Origin of the sequence: Saccharothrix sp. CB00851 (genome assembly GCF_001905065.1) — a bacterium.
In the GTDB taxonomy this organism is placed as follows: Bacteria; Actinomycetota; Actinomycetes; order Mycobacteriales; family Pseudonocardiaceae; genus Actinosynnema.
In genome coordinates this window covers 14,011-30,208 of the sequence record NZ_LWLC01000035.1, presented here as the reverse complement: position 1 = coordinate 30,208, position 16,198 = coordinate 14,011, and the positions used below count along the sequence as shown (strand labels likewise).

Here is a 16,198-nt window from a genome sequence, read left to right as displayed (position 1 = left end):
TCATCCTTCGTCCTCCAGAGGTGCGGGCGAGGACGGGACAACGCACCGCAGGCACCGTTGTGGCCCCCAGACCCAACGTCCTCGCACACCGGATCCTCGCAGGTCTCGCGCCAGGACGACATGCTCCGGCGGACCGGATGTCAGCTCTCGACGGTCGGGTTGTCGACCAGGAACACCTCGTGGTCCAGGGACAGTCCGAACAGGATGGTGTCCAGCACCTCGGCCTCGTCGCCGCTCCGCGCCTCGATGGTCGCGCGCACCGGGAGACGCGGCAAACGTTCCGCTTTGCCGTGTGCGGCTTTGTCCAGAGCTGCCCGGATCTCGAGCCGCGCCCGTTCGGCGGCTCGCCGAGCGGGCGGCACGTCAGGAGCCGACGTGGACGTAGCCGGCCCATTGCGATACCGCGAGAGGGAACTCGGTGCGCAGTTCGCGCAACACTTCGTGCAGGGCCTCGGCGGGTGCCGTGCCCGCGTGGACGCGGCGGTGGAAGGTGGCGGCGACGCGGGCGGCGATGGTGTCCTGGATTGGCCACAGGGCGCCGACGACGTGGCGGAACCCGGCGAGCTGGAACGCGGACGCGAGCGTGATCACCTCGTCCGGGGTGGTGCGGGTGGTGCGGGCGGTGGAGCACGCGGACAGGTAGGCCAGTTCGGCGTTCTCCAAGCGCAGCCTGCCGATGTCGGCGACGGTCAGTGCGCCGTCGGCCAGCAGCAGGTGGCCGGCGGACGGGACGAGCGGGTCGCTGTGGGCGTGGCAGGCGAAGTGGGCCCACGTGGCGTGCGGCAGGGCGGCCAGGACGGCGGCGCGGGTCGCGGTGGGGCCGCGCAGCGGTTCGGCGGCGGACAGGAGTGCGGCGAGGTCGGTCGCCTCGGCGTCGGTCGCCGGCAGGTCGGCGTGGTCGGGGGTGGTGGGCATGGCGACGGCGAGGAGGTCGCGCCGCGTCGTCGGCGGGCGGGACCTGGTGTGGTCCAGGGTGCGGGCGGTCGGTGTGTAGGACGACACCACGCGGTCGAGCACGGCCTCGCCGGGGACGTCGTGCCGACCCGCGGCGTGCAGCGGGAGGTGGGTGAGCGCGCCGGTCGGGCACCACCACACGCGCGGCCACGCGGCGCGTGGTGCGCGGGTGTGACCGAGCGCCTTCAGGACCGGTCGGGCGATCGCGTCCCACAGCCACGCCAGCGTCTCGCGGACCACGGCCTGCGCGTCGAACCGGGCGACCAGGTCACCGCCGTCGAGCGCGTCGAGTGCCGCGAGGTAGGCGCCGGCCCGCTGCTCGACCTCCTCGAGGGTGACGTGCCGCAACCGCTTCGAGCGCACGCCGCGCGAGGTGATCAGCAGGGCGTCGCAGCGCCACTGGCTGATGTTCACCAGCACGACCGCGCCGTCGGCGACGCGCAGGTCCAGCGCGCTCGGCGGGCGCAGGAAGGAGTCGAGACCGGGAACGGCGCGGATCCGGTCCAGCACGTCCTGCCACCGACGCGACAACGCCTGCCGCTCGTCGGTCGACTGGGACTCGTCGGCCAGCTCCTCCAGCACCGCGTCCCACTCGGCCGCGAGGTGCGGCGCGCGGTCGCGCAGCGCCAGCGAACCAGCCCGGGCGTCGAGCTCGTCCACTAGGAGCACACCGCGGGCCTGTTCCAGCAGCTCGACGGCGCGGATCGGGTCACCGGTCGCGAGGGCGGCGGCGGCCGCGTCGGTGTGCACCGCGCGCAGGTCGGCCAGCCGGAACTCGCGGTCCGCACGGCGCACGTGCCGCGGCGCGACCTGGGCCACCAGGTCCACGCCGCCGGCGAAGGCCGCCAGCGCGGTCCTCCACTGCCCGAGGACCGCGGCCCACCTGCCCCACACCCGGTGGGCGCGGATGCGGGTGGCGGGCGGTGCGTTGAGCACGCCCGCACTCGCCTCGGCGACGCGCAGCGCCTCCCGCAGCGCGACCGTGGTGCCGGTCGCCTCGCCGAGGACTCCCAGCGCGATCGAGAGGGTGAGCAGCCGGGAGCCGCGGATGGCCAGCCCGGCGGGGGTCAGGGCGACGGCTTCCCGGGCGGCGGCGACGGCCTTCTCCGCGTCGGCCCGGTCGCCGTCCACGAAGTACCGCTCGGTCAACGAGGAGGACAGGTTGTTGAGCACCTGGGGGCGGGTCGGGTCGTGCGCACCGAACCGCTCGGCGCCGCGCTCGGCGATCCGCACCCGTTCGCGCAACGTGTTCTTGTCGCCCGTGTGCTGGTACAGCAACATCATCACGACGCCCATCTGGTCCGTCAGCCGGGCTTTCAGGTCGTCGGTCGGTTGGGGGACTTCGAGGTGGTCGCGGAGCACTTGGAGCGCGCGGTGCAGGTCGTCCACGTCCCGGGTGCGGCGGTAGCGGTCGGCCAGCGAGCCCGCCAGGTTGAGCGCCGTGGACGCCCGGAGCCGCGAGAAGGGTTGCGCCTGCACCGCGCGCTGCCCGAAGTCGACCGCCTCGTCCAGGGTGTGCAGGTCGGGTGACAGCTCGGCACGCCGCCGCAACGCCACCGTGAGCAGGTCAAGCGACTCGGTCAGCTCCCCGTCGGCGAGGGCGGCGCGGCCCACGGCGATCGCGGTGTCGAGCGAGTTGAGCGCACCTGTCGCGTCGTGGTGCCGGAAGTGGGCTTCGGAGGCGCGGGCCAGGACCGTCGACCGGTTCGGGTGGTCCGGCGGGCAGTCGGCGACGGCCCGGGTGGCGAGCCGGGCGCCTTCCTCCACCTGCCCGGACTCGGCGGTGAGCAGGGCCAGCAGGGCGACGCGTTCGGCCTGCCGGCCCGTTGGCACGGGGTGGGCGGTCACCCCGCGCCGGGCCAGGGCGAGCGCTTCGGCGAGCACCTCAGGCGTGCGTTCGAGGTCGTGCAGCTTGCGCAGCAGCATGGCGGCGTTGTGCGCGGTGCGGGCCTCGTCCTCGGGATCGTCCGGGTCTGCGAGGTGGGCCCGCATCAGGGCGATCGACTCCACGAGGGCGGCGCGGTCGCCGACCAGGTCGTAGCGGTGCCCGAGCAGGGTCGCCCGGTCGTTCCAGTCCGGTTCGGCGGCGAGGGCGGTGTCGACGTCCGCGACGTCGTGGCTCGACGCGGCGAGGTCCACGAGGTAGCCGACGCGGGCAGCGCGCAGGCGTGGGTCGGTGCCGCCTTCCAGGGCGGCGAGCGTGGCTTCACGGCTGTCCCGGTCGCCGGTGTGCTTCCACCGGCGCCACAGCGCCTCGGCGTACATGCCCGTGCGAACCGGGTGGTCGGGGTGGGTCGGCGGTAGTTGCGCGAGGGCACCGCCCAGCACGGTCACCGTCTCGTCCAGGGCGGCCGGATCGGTCGAGGCCAGCCGGAACAGGGCGCTGCCGTGGAGGTACAGCAGTTGCTCCGGGCCGGAGTGGAGGAACGGGCGCAACAGGTCGGTGATCTCGACGAGCGGCGCGGGGTCGTCGGTCAACCCGGCGGTGGTGTGCAGGGTGGTCGCCAGTGCGACGAGCTGGTCGGGTTCGGGCAGGCGGGCCACGGCGTCGCGGCCCAGGTCGACGGCTTCCCGCGCCAGGGCGCGGTCCCCGGTGCGCTCGGCGGACAGCGCGAGCGCCATCGCCGCGACCCCCAGGGAGTCGGCGTCATCGGGCGGCGCCTGCCGGGCGTGCTCGACCGCGCGGTCGAGCACGCCCTGGTCCTCGGTGCGCGTGTGCTCCAGGAGCAGCGCGCGGACCAGTTCGGCACGGGCCGCCGGCGTGGCGTCGGTGGGCTCCGCGTCGAGGACGCGCTGCGCGGCGACCTGGGCGATCGTCAACGCTTCGGCATTGCCGGTGTGCCAGGACAGCAGGCGCGCGGCGGCGGCGAGCACGACACCGCACGCGGCGGCGAACGGGTCGGCGGGATCGTTGGCCGTCGGCGCGAGGGCGTTGACGGCGACGACGAACGCGGTCGGGTTGCCGAGCACCATGCCCACCCGCACCAACGCGGACCCGAGGTCGCGCCGCCGCTGACCCTCCGCGGCCGCGGGGTCGCCCTCCCAGATCGGCGGCGCGAGGTCGGGGCGGAGCAGGAAGACCGGCGCGAGCAGGGTTTCGGCGAGGGTGTGCGACTCGGTCGCCGCCGGTCCTTCCCGCCACATCGAACGCGCCAGGTGCAGGGTGCCGACGACGTGCAGCACGTCGAAGTCGAACTTGCCGTCCGGGGACAGCAACGCCAGCAGCGCCTCTCCCGCCGCCTCCGCCTCCGGGGCGAGCACCGCGTCCGCGTCGCCGTCGTCGGCGCGCGCGATCCGGCCGAGAACGTCCTGGATCAGCTCGTCCCGCATCCACTCACCTCGATCACCGTGTATTCCTGACAGGCTGGGGAGTCCCCGACGAAGAGGAGGAACGTCGTGCCGCACACCGACGAACACCTCGCCGCCTTCTGCACCACCTTGCCCGAACTGCGTGCCGCCGTGACGCGCCAGGGGTTGGGACGGGTGCTGGACGACGTGCTGGCGAGGGTGCGCGCGGGTCACCCGCTACGGCAGGAGCTACCGCGCCTGGGCATCCCCGCGGACGTGCTGCGCGGCAGCGACCTGGTGCTGCCCGGGGTGCGCGGTCGGTCGTTCGGCGAGGTGTACGTGTGCCCGTCGGACGCGTGCGGGCGGGAAGTGCCCCGGGAACCGGGCGGTCCGGTGCCGGCGGAGCGGTGTTGGCTGCGCGACGAGCCGCTGAGGCGGCGACAGGCGTGAACGCGTTCTTCGGTGAGCTGGGCAAGCGGGTGGCCGAGCGGTGGGTGTCGCTGCTCGTGCTGCCCGGCGTGCTGTTCCTCGCCACGGCGGCGGTGGGCGCGTTGCTGGGGCACGCGCACGCGCTGGACGTGACGAGGCTGGTCGCCCGGGTGGACCGGATCACCCGCGACCTCGGCACCCGGCCGCCGGCCGCCCAACTGCTCGTGCTGGCCGCCGTGCTGCTGGGATCGGTGGCGGCGGGGCTCGTGGTGCGGGCGCTGTGCCCGGTGACGTGGCGCTGCTACCTCGGCACGCGCCCGCGTTGGGCGGCACGGCGGCGGCGCAAGCGATGGGTGCGGGCGCACGAACGGGGTGACGCGGCCAAGCGCAACCGGATCGCGCTCGCCGCGCCGACCCGGGCGACGTGGACCGGCGACCGGCTGGCGGCCGTCGAGGACCGGGTGCACCACCAGTACGCCGTCGACCTCAAGTCGTGGTGGGCGCGGTTGTGGTTGGTGCTGGACGACTCCGGGCGGGCCGAGCTGCGGGCGGCACGGGCGGAGGCGGACGCGGCGGTGGCGACGACCACGTGGTGCGTGCCGTACGCGGTCGTCGGGGCGTTCTGGTGGCCGGCGGCGGTGGTGGCGGTGTGCGTCGCGGTCGTCGGGTGGGTGCGGGTGCGCGGGGCGGTCGAGGTGTACGCGGACCTGCTCGAAGCGGTCGTGGACGTGCACGCGGGCCGGTTGGCGCGTGAGCTCGGCGAACCGCTGACCACCGGCGAGGAGGTCACGGCGGCGTTCCGCAAGGGAACCTGAGAACGCGGCCGGCGTGCATCCGGGCGGCTGAAGCGGTCGGGAAGAACAAGACTGTTTCTCCCGACTCTCGCCGTGCACGCTCGACGGCACTGACCGTCGAGCTGGGGGAACGCGTGAGTGGTGGGGGCATCGACCGGGAGATCGAGGTCGAGCAGGAGTACGTGGCGGGTCTGTACGCCCGGCTGGACGCCATGCGCGAGGAGGCGGCCGAGCGGCTGATCGCGGCGCGGGCCGGTGGGGACGGGGAGGCGGCGGCCGTCTGGCAGGCGGAGGTGGCCCGACTGGACGCCGTGGAGCAGGGGTTGTGCTTCGGGCGGCTGGACCTGCACGACGGCAGGCGGCTCTACCTCGGCAGGCTCGGCCTGTTCCGGGACGACGACGGTGAACCGCTGCTGCTGGACTGGCGCGTCCCGGTGGCCCGGCCGTTCTACACCGCCACGGCGACCGCCCCGCAGGGGGTGCGGCGACGGCGGCGCATCACCACGCGGGGCCGGGCGGTCGTCGCGCTCAACGACGAGGTGCTGACCCCGGACGGTGCAGGCGACCGCGGTCTGGTCGGCGAGGCGGCGTTGCTGGCGGCGGTGACCGCGGAGCGGACCGGGCGGATGCGCGACATCGTGACTACCCTGCAGGCCGAGCAGGACCGGATCATCCGGCACGAGTCCGGCGGGGTGCTGGTGGTGGAGGGCGGTCCCGGCACGGGGAAGACCGCCGTCGCGTTGCACCGGGTCGCCTACCTGCTCTACACCCGTCCGCACCTGCGCACCCGAGGCGTGCTGGTGGTGGGTCCCAGCCGGATCTTCCTCGACTACATCGGCCAGGTCCTGCCGGGGCTCGGGGAGAACAGCGTGGTGACGGCCACCATCGCCGACCTGGTGCCGGGCGTCGAGGTCAGCCGGGTCGACCCGCCGGGGACCGTCGTGCTCAAGGGCCGGGCGGTGATGGCCGAACGGCTGGCCGAGGCGGTGCGGTCGCGGGTCCGGACACCGGACCACCCGGTCGACGTCTGGTTCGAGCAGCAGGTGCTGCGGCTCGACCCGCGAACGTGCGACCGCGCCGTGCGCACCGCCAGGCGGACCGGGCTTCCCCACAACGAGGCGAGGTTGGTCTACCAGCGGGAGATCGTGGACGTGCTCGCACAGCGCCTGGTCGAGGTCATGGAGGCGGTCGTGCTCACCGACACCGGCGAGGCGATCGACGGCGGCAGCGCGGACGGCCGGCTCAGTGCGGCAGACCTGCGCGCCCTGGCCGCCGCGGGTGTCGTGATCGACCAGGAGGAACACGACGACGGGCCGAAGGCCCTGTTGGACCAGGCCGACCGCGTCGGACTGCGGAACTCGCTGCTCGCCGACGCGGGCGTCCAAGCCGTGCTCGACGCGCTGTGGCCGCCGCTGACACCGGAGCACGTGGTGTCCGACCTCCTGGGCGAGCCGGCCGACGGCTGGAGTGCCGCGGACGTCCCGTTGCTGGACGAGGCCGCCGCCTTGATCGGCCAGGTGAAAGACCGCGCCACGTTCGGGCACGTGGTCGTCGACGAGGCGCAGGAACTGTCCGAGATGGCCTGGCGGATGCTGATGCGCCGGTGCCCGACCCGATCGATGACCGTCGTCGGGGACCCCGCCCAGACCGGGAACCCGGCAGGCACCTCCTCGTGGGACCGCGTGCTGCGACCGCACGTCCAGGACCGCCGGCAACTCGCCCGGCTCACGGTCAACTACCGCACACCAACGGAGATCATGGCCGCCACCGCGGACCTGCTCGCCACCCACCACCCCGCGACGCCTCCACCCCGGTCGGTCCGCTCGACCGGCGAAACGCCCTGGCGGATCCGCACCGCCCGCGCCGACCTGGTCACCACCATCACCGACCTCGCCACGGCACACGCCGACGGTCAACTCGCGATCATCGCCCCGAACACCCACATCGAGCACCTGGCCGCCGCGCTCTCCCTCGCCACCCCGCCGGACCTGACCGGCAAGGTGGTACTGCTCACCCCCGACCAGGCCAAAGGACTGGAGTTCGACTCGGTGCTGATCGCCGACCCGGCCGAGATCCTCGGCGCCGCACCACTGGGCCACAACGACCTGTACGTCGCCATGACCAGGGCCACCCACCGGTTGGGCATCGTGCACCCCGGCCCGCCACCGGCCGAGCTGGCCGCGATACCGGACCGGCCGACCGACGCGGAAACATCCGCTTGACCCCGTGAACCCGGGTACGCGACGGCGGGTGGCCGGTTTACTGCTCTCCGCGCGGCGGAGGAGGAACATGGCGGAGCGGTTCGGGCCCTACCTGGTCGGGGAGTTGTTGGGCCGTGGTGGCATGGGGGTGGTGCACCGGGCCCACGACACCGTCAACGACCGCACGGTGGCGCTCAAGCGGCTGTTGACCCGCGACGACGAGTACGAGGCCCGGTTCCGGCGGGAGTCCCGGATCGCGGCGGGGCTCTCGCACCCGCACGTGGTCCCGGTGCACGCGTACGGCGAGATCGACGGCACGCTGTACCTGGACATGCGGCTCGTGGAAGGCGTCGACCTGAAGGGTCTGCTGGGCGAGGGCCTGACGCCGGACGACTTGATCGCGCTGCTGCGCCAAGTCGCCGAAGCGCTCGACGCCGCGCACGCCGCGGGGCTGGTGCACCGGGACGTCAAGCCCTCCAACGTCCTGGTCGACCGGTCCGGGCACGCCTACCTGGCCGACTTCGGCATCGCCCTCCCCACGGCGGCCACCGCGATCACCCGGACCGGGCAGTTCATCGGGTCGCTGGACTACCTCGCGCCCGAACGGCTCGGTGGCGAGGTGGACGGCCGCGCGGACGTCTACGCGCTGGCCTGCGTGCTGTTCGAAGGGCTGACCGGCCGGCTGCCGTTCGACGGGCTGGAGCCCGCCGCGAAGCTGGCCGCGCACCTGATGGAGCCGCCGCCCGTGCCGTCCCGGCTCGACCGGCGCATCGGGCCCGGCCTGGACGCGGTGCTGGCCCGGGGCCTGGCCAAGGACCCCGACCACCGCTACCCGACGGCGTCCGCGCTGATCTCCGCCGCCGCCGAGGCCGCCCGGCTCAACGGCACCGTGACCGTGGCCGCCGACACCGCCGAGTGCGAGCTGTTCGTCCAGGCCGTCGTCCGCTCGGCCGCCGGCACCCTCACCCGCGCGCCGGGTGAGGGCTGCCCCTACCCGGGGCTGCGCGGGTTCACCGAGCAGGAGGCCGGGTGGTTCCACGGCCGGGCGCACGTGGTCACCGAGCTGGTGGTGCGGCTGGCCGAGCAGGCCGTCCAGCCGGAGCCGACGGTCGTGGTGGGTGCGTCGGGCGCGGGCAAGTCGTCGCTGCTGCGCGCGGGGCTGCTGCCGGCGGTGCCGGACTGGCCGCACGTGGTGCTGACCCCCGGCACGGACCCGGTCGGTGCGCTCGCCGCCGCGGTCGCGGGTGCCACCGGAGCCGATCCCGCCGCGCTCGCGGACGGCATCCGGGCCGGCCGGCTCGGGCTGACCCGGCGGGTGCTGATCGTGGTGGACCAGTTCGAGGAGCTGTTCACGCACGACATCGGCGACCACGAGCGGGTGGCGTTCACGTCGGCCCTGGCGGACGCGGGCCCGGGTCTGGTGGTGTTGGCCGTGCGGGCGGACTTCGTGGACCGCTGCATCGGTCTGCCGCCGCTGCGCCGCGCCCTGGCCCGCGCGGTGATCCTGGGGCCGCTCGGCGTGGACGAGCTCGGCCAGGCGATCACCGCGCCCGCCGAGGCGGTGGACACGTCCGTCGAACCGGGGCTGCCCGCCCGGTTGATCGCCGACCTCGGCGGCGCCGACTACGACCCCGGCGCGCTGCCCCGCCTGGCGCACGCGCTGCGCGAGACGTGGCACCACCGCCAGGGCGACACGCTCACCCTCGCCGCCTACCTGTCCACGGGCGGGATCGACGGCGCCGTCGCACGCACCGCCGAACAGGTCTACGACCGGCTCCCGCCCGCCGACCAGCGCGCCCTGCGCACGATCGTGCTGCTGATGACGAGCGTGCACGACAGCGGCGCGGTCACCCGCCGGCGCGCGGTGCTGCCGCCGAGCCCGGTGCTGGACCGGTTGGTCGAGGCCAGGCTGGTCACCGTCGACCGCGACGGCGCGCAGCTCAGCCACGAGGCGCTGCTGTCCGCGTGGCCCCGGCTGCGGGCATGGGTGGACGAGGACCGAGAGGTCCTGGTGGCCCACCGGAGGCTCGCGGACGCCGCCCGGCGGTGGGCCGACGCGGGCCGCCACGCCGGTGACCTGCCGCGTGGACCGCGCCTGGTGACGACCCTGTCGTGGGCTTCCGGGCACCCCGCCCTCACGCCCGTCGAACGGGACTACCTCGACGCCATCCGCCGGGCGCGCAGGCGGTCCCGGACCGCCCGGGTGACCACCGTCGCCGCGTCCACCGTGCTGGTGGTGGTCGTCGCGATCGCCGCCACCGTGGCGGTGCTGGCCCGTGGCGAGTCGGCGCGGCAGCTGTCCCGGCAGCGCGCCACCGAGTCGTTGACGACCCTGGACCCGGTGCGGTCGATCCGCGAAGCCCTGCGCGCCCAGCACGCCGCCCCGACCCCGGAGGCGCGTTCGGCGCTGCTCACGGCGCTGGCCCGGAACGCCCCGCTGACGTTCACCGGGCAGGACCACCCGACCTTCGCCACCGTGCAGGCCATCGCCGTGGACCCGGAGGGGCGGCGCATGGCCGTGGGTGGGCACCGGGGAGAGTTCCTGGTCTGGGACCTCGTCGAACGGCGGCCGTTGATCTCCGTCGCGGACAGCGGCAACAGCGCCGACGAGGACGTGTCCGCCCTCCGGTTCTCCCGGGACGGTGCGCGCCTCGCGGTCTCCGCCACCGACACCACCGTGTGGAACCTCGGCTCGAAGTCGAAGGAGTACACCGGCCCGCGCACGGGCGGTTGGCCGTCGGGCGCGGTCGACTGGAGCCCGGACGGGACGCTCGCGGTCGCCGTCGGCGGCGCGGTGGAGCTGTGGCGCGACGGCACCCGCGTCCGGTCGGCGTTCGCGCCCGGTGCGCTGGTCAGCGACGTGAGGTTCCGCCCGGACGGGCGACGGCTGGCGGTCGGCCGGTCCGATGGCGTGCTGGAGGTGTGGGACCCGACCGGGGAGCGGATCGCCCTGCGCACCGAGCACCGCGACGCGCAGCCGGGCTCCAACAACCTCGTGCGCCTCGACTACGCCTCCGCGTTCCTGGCGTCCACCCGCCACCACGGCACCGTGCGGCTGTGGAACCCGGACACCGCCGAACCGCTCGGCTCGCCGGCGATCGGTGAAGGCGATGATTCGCTGTTCGTGCCCCCATTCCCCGGCCGGCCCCGACCCCAGTCCCGGAGGTGGACGCGTGGACGCCCTCGCCGCCGGCGACATGCTGATGTTCATCAACGCGGCGACGACGGCCACGTCGCAGCGCGAGTTCCACGGCGGTGCGGACGACCAGCGGCTGTCGCTGGACTTCCTGCACGACTACGTGTTCGGCAACTACCGCGACCTGTACGCCGCGGCGCTCGCGCTGGACATCAACGACCACAACGCCGCGCTGATCATCCGCAAGCTGCTGGCGACCACCGCCGACGCCACCGCGGAGCAGCGGCGGGTCGAGGGACTGCTGATCGCGCGGCGCTTGCGGGCGCTGCCGCCGCAGCGCGTGTACGACCTGTTCCGCGCGTTGCGCCGGGCACGGGTGAACAACCGGCGCACCCGCGCGATCATCCGCGAGTGGTTCGCGGGCCGACCCGACCCGGCGTTCGACGCGGTGAAGTACCGCACCGGCCTGAAGCGGGCGCTGCGGCACGCGCACGTCGCCCCGGACGGTGAACTCGGCCCGTTCCTGTTCACGCCCGACGACCGCCGCCGCTACGACACCCCACTGCTGGAGACGTGGCGACGGGCGCACTACGAGCACGCGTCGGTGTACGAGCTGCCCTACACCGTGGCCGAGGGGTTCGCCGCGAAGCACCGGATCGACCGGGCGACGTTCCTCAAGCGCATCGAGCCCCGGATGACCAGGCTGGAACGGCTGCGGGTGCAGGAGTCCGCGAGTCGGGGCAAGGCCGCGGTGGCGGTCGACCTCGGGTCGATGCCGCTGACCCGCCTGGCCTCCTACGTGCTGTCCCTGCCGGTGCCCGAGCGGGTCGACCGGCGTGGCGAGCTGACCGGCGCGCTGCGTGCGGCGGCGGTCCGTGCCGCCGGGCGGGCCGCGGGCGGCTGGGGCCGGGTGGCGGCGGTGCTGGACGACAGCTTCTCGGCGTCCGGGTCCGCGCAGAAGCGCCGCCGTCCGCTGGCGGTCGCGCTCGCCTGCCACTACCTGCTGGCGGAGCTGGCGGCCGAGTACGTCCCGCTGTGGACGTCGGGGCGCACCGACGCCCTGCTGGCCCACCCGTACGGCATGACGCCGCTGGGGGAGCGGGTGCTCGACGCGCTGGAGCACGCGCCGGACCGGCTGCTGATCGTGTCCGACGGCTGGGACAACGCGCCGTACGGGCTCGCGTCGGAGGTGTTGCGGGTGTGGCGGGCGAGGCTCGACCCGGCACGCCGGGTGGTCGCGGTGCACCTCAACCCCGTGTACGACGCGGAGGACTTCGACGTGAAGCGGCTCGCCGCGGCGGTGCCGACGGTCGGTGTGCGCGACGCGGAGGACGTGCCCGCGCTGGTCGAGTTCGCCCGGTTCACCGAAGGGCGTACGGGTTTCGCCGACCTGCGGGCGCACTTCGACGACCGGGTGGCCCGGTTCCTGGAGGAGGGGTGACGGTGCGGCTCGACCTGACCGGGCTGACCACGCGTGCCGCGCAGGTGTGGGGCGGTGTCCGGCTCGTGCCGTTGACGCGGGACGAGCCGATCACCGGGCTGCGGCTGCACGCCCGCGCCTACGGTGACGACCCGGGTCTGGTCGAGGTGGGCAGGCGCACGCACTACGTGTCCTACATCCCGCACGGTTTCGTGGCGACGTGGACCGACGACGACACCCCGGTCGCGGCGTACGGCACGCAGCTGAAGGCGCACGGCACGCTGGCGAAGGGCGGCGACGAACCGCCCGTGCACGGCATGAGGCTGCGCTTCCACCGCCGGATGGCGCGCCGGGTCGAGCGCAACCGCCTGCGGTTCCTGCCGCTGCACCTCGCGGTCGAGGGGTACCTGGCGCTGCACTTCGGCGGCCCGCAGGTCGTGTGGGAGGAGCGGTCGCAGCGGGCCATCCGCCGCGGCCTGTCGCCGCGCGTGGAGGAGGCGTACGCGGGCGTCGAGGTCGCGGGCCTGGCGGACGCGCTGAAGCACTTCGAGATCCACCCGGGCCAGTGCGGTGTGCTGGTGTACGTGGCCGACGCGTTGGCCTCCGCGTTCGTCGTGCCCCACCCGGACGACTACCGGGCGCTGCACGCCACCCTCGTGCAGGACATGTACGGCGAACTGGTCCACTACTACGCGACGTTCGGGATGCCCGTGCCCCGGTTCGACGTGCGGCTGCCCGACGACGTGGCATCGTTGGCCGACCTGCGTGCGGTGGCGGCCCGGGAGCAGGCGGAGTGGGCCCGCTTCCACGACGCGACGATGGCCGACGGGCTGCTGGGCGAGAGCTACGCGACGAACCGCGTGTACCGGATGGGCGACTACACGCTGTCCCGCTTCCTGCCGACGTTCCGCCTGAAGCAGGAGAACCACGTCGGCGAGCTGATCACCGACCGCGTCGGCCGCACGGCGTACCTGAAGACGTTCCGCCTGTCGGAGGCCCAGATCCGCCGGGGCCACCTGTTGGCCAACCTGGCCGCCCACGACTGGCACCTGCCCACCAGCGCGGCCGCGCTCGGCATCACCGAGCACCAGCTGGGCCTGCGCCTGCACGGCGCCGGGTTCGGCGCGCTGATCCGCGAAGACGTCCTGGCCCACTACCGCGCCGAGAACCGCCGGTAACCGGGGGCGGCTGCCTCGGTGCCGCCCGCCGGCTCCCGAACCGGGGCCGGCGGGCGGCCTGACCTGTCGTTCAAGCGGGTTCTCAGGGACTGTCGCAGGTGACTGCGGGCATCGTGGGCGACCCGCCGGCCAGGAAGCCGAACTTCGTCGTGCCGTTGGGGGCCAAGGTGCCGTTCCAGCTCGCGTTCTTCACCGACACCGCCGATCCGCTGACGCTGAGCGCACCGTTCCAGACCTGGTTGATCGTCTGCCCCGCCGCGGTGGTCCAGCGGGTCGTCCAGCCCTTGGTCCCGGACGCCCCGGCGACGATGGTCACCTCGCCCTGGAAGCCGCCGGACCAGGAGCTGACCGTGCGATAGGTCGCCGAACACGCACCGGGCGGGGGCGTGGTGGTGGTGGTCGTCGTGGTGGTCGTCGTGGGTTCCTTGTACTGGTCGGCCACCTTCGCCAGGTCGGGACCCTCGCCCCGCATGTAGGTCTGGTTGACCCAGGTGGTGAAGGCCGCCTTGGTCGCAGGCGACGAGGTGCCGGACCAGAGTTCTTCCTTGTCCTGGTCGAAGTAGTTGACCAGCTTCAGGTCCGGGTAGCGGCCCGAGTCGAGCGCGGCGGACATGTCGTCGATCCACCGCGCCTTGTCGCCGCCGTCCTCGCTGGACGCGATCTCGGCGATCATCACCGGGCGTTTCGGCGCGATGGAGCGCGCCTTGGCGTAGGCGCTGGAGTACGCGGCCTCGAAGCTCGTCCAGTGGTTGCCGGTGGGGTCCCACGACGGGGCGAGCCCCCAGTTGTAGCCGTCGATCGCCACCCAGTCGACGTAGGCGTCACCGGGATAGGACCGCGCGGGCTCGTTGAAGGTGCTGTCGGGCGTGGAGCCGTTGTTGAAGCACCACACCCACTGGACGTTGGTCGCTCCCGCGGCGACCACGAGGTCGTGGACGCGCCGGTAGGCGTTGACGTACAGGGTGGGGTCGCTGCCGTTGTTGACGATGCCCCACGGGTACCAGTTGCCGTTGAACTCGTGCCCCCAGCGCACCATGATCGGTGCGCCGACCGACGCGAACTCGGCGCCGCGCGCCCGGATGTAGCTGTCCCACTTCCCGTCGAGGATGTCCTGGAGGTGGATCTGGTCCGGGTCGGCCACCCCCAGGGCGGTGTTCCACGGCTCCCAGGTGTAGTGGGTCATGATCCCCTGGTCCCAGAGGGTCCGTGCCGCGGCGGCGTTGAAGGCCCTGCCGGTGGCCCAGCTGTCGAACCACTGGACGCTGGCCGGGGCGACCCCGTAGCTGCCGACCGTGCCCGCGGGGACCTCGGTGGGGCTGGTCTCGCGGAACACCCCCAGGTACTTGGTCGACGGGTCGGCGGCGGCGCTGCCACCGGCGACGGCCAAGCCCGTTCCGAGGACGAGGCCGGCGGCCGCGAGCGCGGTGGCCGTCCGGAAGCGCCCTGACTTGAACATGCGTGACATGAGTGTCCTCCGTTGTCCTGAATGGGAGCGCTCCCAGGCCTCGTGCCGGCCCTGATGTCCAGCGTGAGGCGCTAACCACGATGGCGCACCCAGCTCTCCGCGTCAACGTTCTCTCGGTGAAGAGAAATTTTCTCGCGGCGGTGTGGCCGAGTCGGGAGAGATCACGGCCTACGCTGTCGCCGTGGACGACACGACGGTGCGCAAGCGGGGTGAGGTCGGGGTTTCGCACATCGCCGCGCTCGCCGGGGTGTCGGCCTCCACGGTGTCGAAGGTGATCCACGGGCGGACCGGCGTCTCCACCGGGACGCGACAGCGGATCGAGGCGCTGATCCGCGAGCACGGCTACCGGAAGGCCGAGAACGCCGAGGCCGTGCCGATCGTCGAGGTGGTTTTCCAGGCGCTGGACAGCTTGTGGGCACTGGAGATCGTGCGGGGCATCGAGCACGCCGTGCGCCCGCACGGGTTGGCCGTGACGCTGACCGAGATGGACGGCGCCCACACCCCCGAGAGCGCGTGGGCCCGCCAGATGCTCGCCCGCCGCCCGGTCGGGGTGATCGCCGTGTCGGCGATGTTCACCGAGCACCAACTGGCCCAGCTCGACAGCCGCGGCATCCCGCTCGTCGCACTCGACCCGACCGGCGAACCCAGCCACCCGATCGCGTCGGTGGGTGCGGCGAACTGGAACGGCGGCCTCGTCGCCACCCGTCACCTGATCCGGCTGGGTCACCGCCGCATCGGCATGCTCCGGGGTCCCGACGAACTGCTGTGCTGCCGTGCCCGCCTGGACGGCTACCGGGCCGCGTTGGACGAGGGTGGTATCCCGCACGACCCGGACCTGGTCCGTTCCGCTCCGCTGTACTTCGACGGCGGCAAGGACGCGGCCGCCGAACTGCTGCGGCTGCCGGACCGGCCGACCGCCATCTTCGCCTCGAACGACCTCCAGGCCCTGGGCGCCTACCACGCCGCAAGCGCGCTCGGTCTGGCGATCCCGCGTGACGTGAGCATCGTCGGGTTCGACGACCTGCCCATCACCCAGTGGTCGGACCCGCCGCTGACGACCGTCCACCAGCCGCTTGCGCAGATGGGAGCCACCGCCGCCGGTTTCGTCCTGGCGCTCGCGGCCGGGCGGACCATCGAGCACGACCGGCTGGAGCTGCCGACGAAGCTGATCGTCCGGGGCAGTACCGCCGCACCGCCTGCTTCGACCCGCTGAAGCGTCACCCACTGCCGAGCTTCCCGGGGCTCCGCCGTGCCCGAAGACCTCCACTGTGGAGCCGATCGGACGGCATTGCCGAAACGATTTTCGGCTGCCACAGTGCTGAGTAGCGCGCTC

8 protein-coding genes are annotated in these 16,198 nt (G+C 73.6%); 6 read left to right on the top strand and 2 right to left on the bottom strand.

The annotated features are described in order from the left end of the window. Nucleotides 1-363: 363 nt before the first annotated feature. A complete protein-coding gene (locus A6A25_RS30970) occupies nt 364-4,284 on the bottom strand; it encodes a CHAT domain-containing protein (protein ID WP_073896298.1) in 3,921 nt (1,306 codons plus the stop codon). A 66-nt stretch (nt 4,285-4,350) separates the two neighbouring features. Here A6A25_RS30970 and A6A25_RS30965 point away from each other — a divergent pair, with 66 nt between their 5' ends. From A6A25_RS30965 to A6A25_RS30940, 5 genes are all read left to right on the top strand, one after another. Then, nucleotides 4,351-4,692 carry a hypothetical protein gene (locus A6A25_RS30965; protein ID WP_073896296.1) on the top strand — a complete coding sequence of 114 codons (342 nt, stop codon included), beginning with the start codon at nt 4,351-4,353 and terminating at the stop codon, nt 4,690-4,692. Continuing rightward, nucleotides 4,689-5,486, top strand: a complete 798-nt coding sequence (locus A6A25_RS30960; protein ID WP_073896295.1) for a hypothetical protein — start codon at nt 4,689-4,691, stop codon at nt 5,484-5,486. Before A6A25_RS30965 ends, A6A25_RS30960 begins: the two co-directional genes overlap by 4 nt. A gap of 191 nt (nt 5,487-5,677) precedes the next feature. Beyond that, nucleotides 5,678-7,687 (top strand): HelD family protein, encoded by a 2,010-nt coding sequence (locus A6A25_RS30955; protein WP_083668825.1) that lies wholly within the window; start codon nt 5,678-5,680, stop codon nt 7,685-7,687. A 67-nt stretch (nt 7,688-7,754) separates the two neighbouring features. Then, nucleotides 7,755-11,312 carry a serine/threonine-protein kinase gene (locus A6A25_RS45925; RefSeq protein ID WP_073896292.1) on the top strand — a complete coding sequence of 1,186 codons (3,558 nt, stop codon included), beginning with the start codon at nt 7,755-7,757 and terminating at the stop codon, nt 11,310-11,312. 927 nt (nt 11,313-12,239) lie between these two features. Then, the gene (locus tag A6A25_RS30940; RefSeq protein ID WP_073896289.1) at nt 12,240-13,400 is read left to right on the top strand and encodes an ARPP-2 domain-containing protein; all 1,161 of its coding nucleotides are present in this window, start codon (nt 12,240-12,242) and stop codon (nt 13,398-13,400) included. An 82-nt stretch (nt 13,401-13,482) separates the two neighbouring features. Here the strand turns inward: A6A25_RS30940 and A6A25_RS30935 are convergent, their stop codons facing one another. Next, a complete protein-coding gene (locus A6A25_RS30935; protein WP_143193516.1) occupies nt 13,483-14,865 on the bottom strand; it encodes a cellulose binding domain-containing protein in 1,383 nt (460 codons plus the stop codon). A 181-nt stretch (nt 14,866-15,046) separates the two neighbouring features. On the opposite strand from A6A25_RS30935, the gene A6A25_RS30930 reads away from it, so the two are divergent. Then, complete coding sequence (locus A6A25_RS30930) at nt 15,047-16,078, top strand: LacI family DNA-binding transcriptional regulator (protein WP_073896374.1); 1,032 nt, start codon at nt 15,047-15,049, stop codon at nt 16,076-16,078. Nucleotides 16,079-16,198 lie beyond the last annotated feature (120 nt).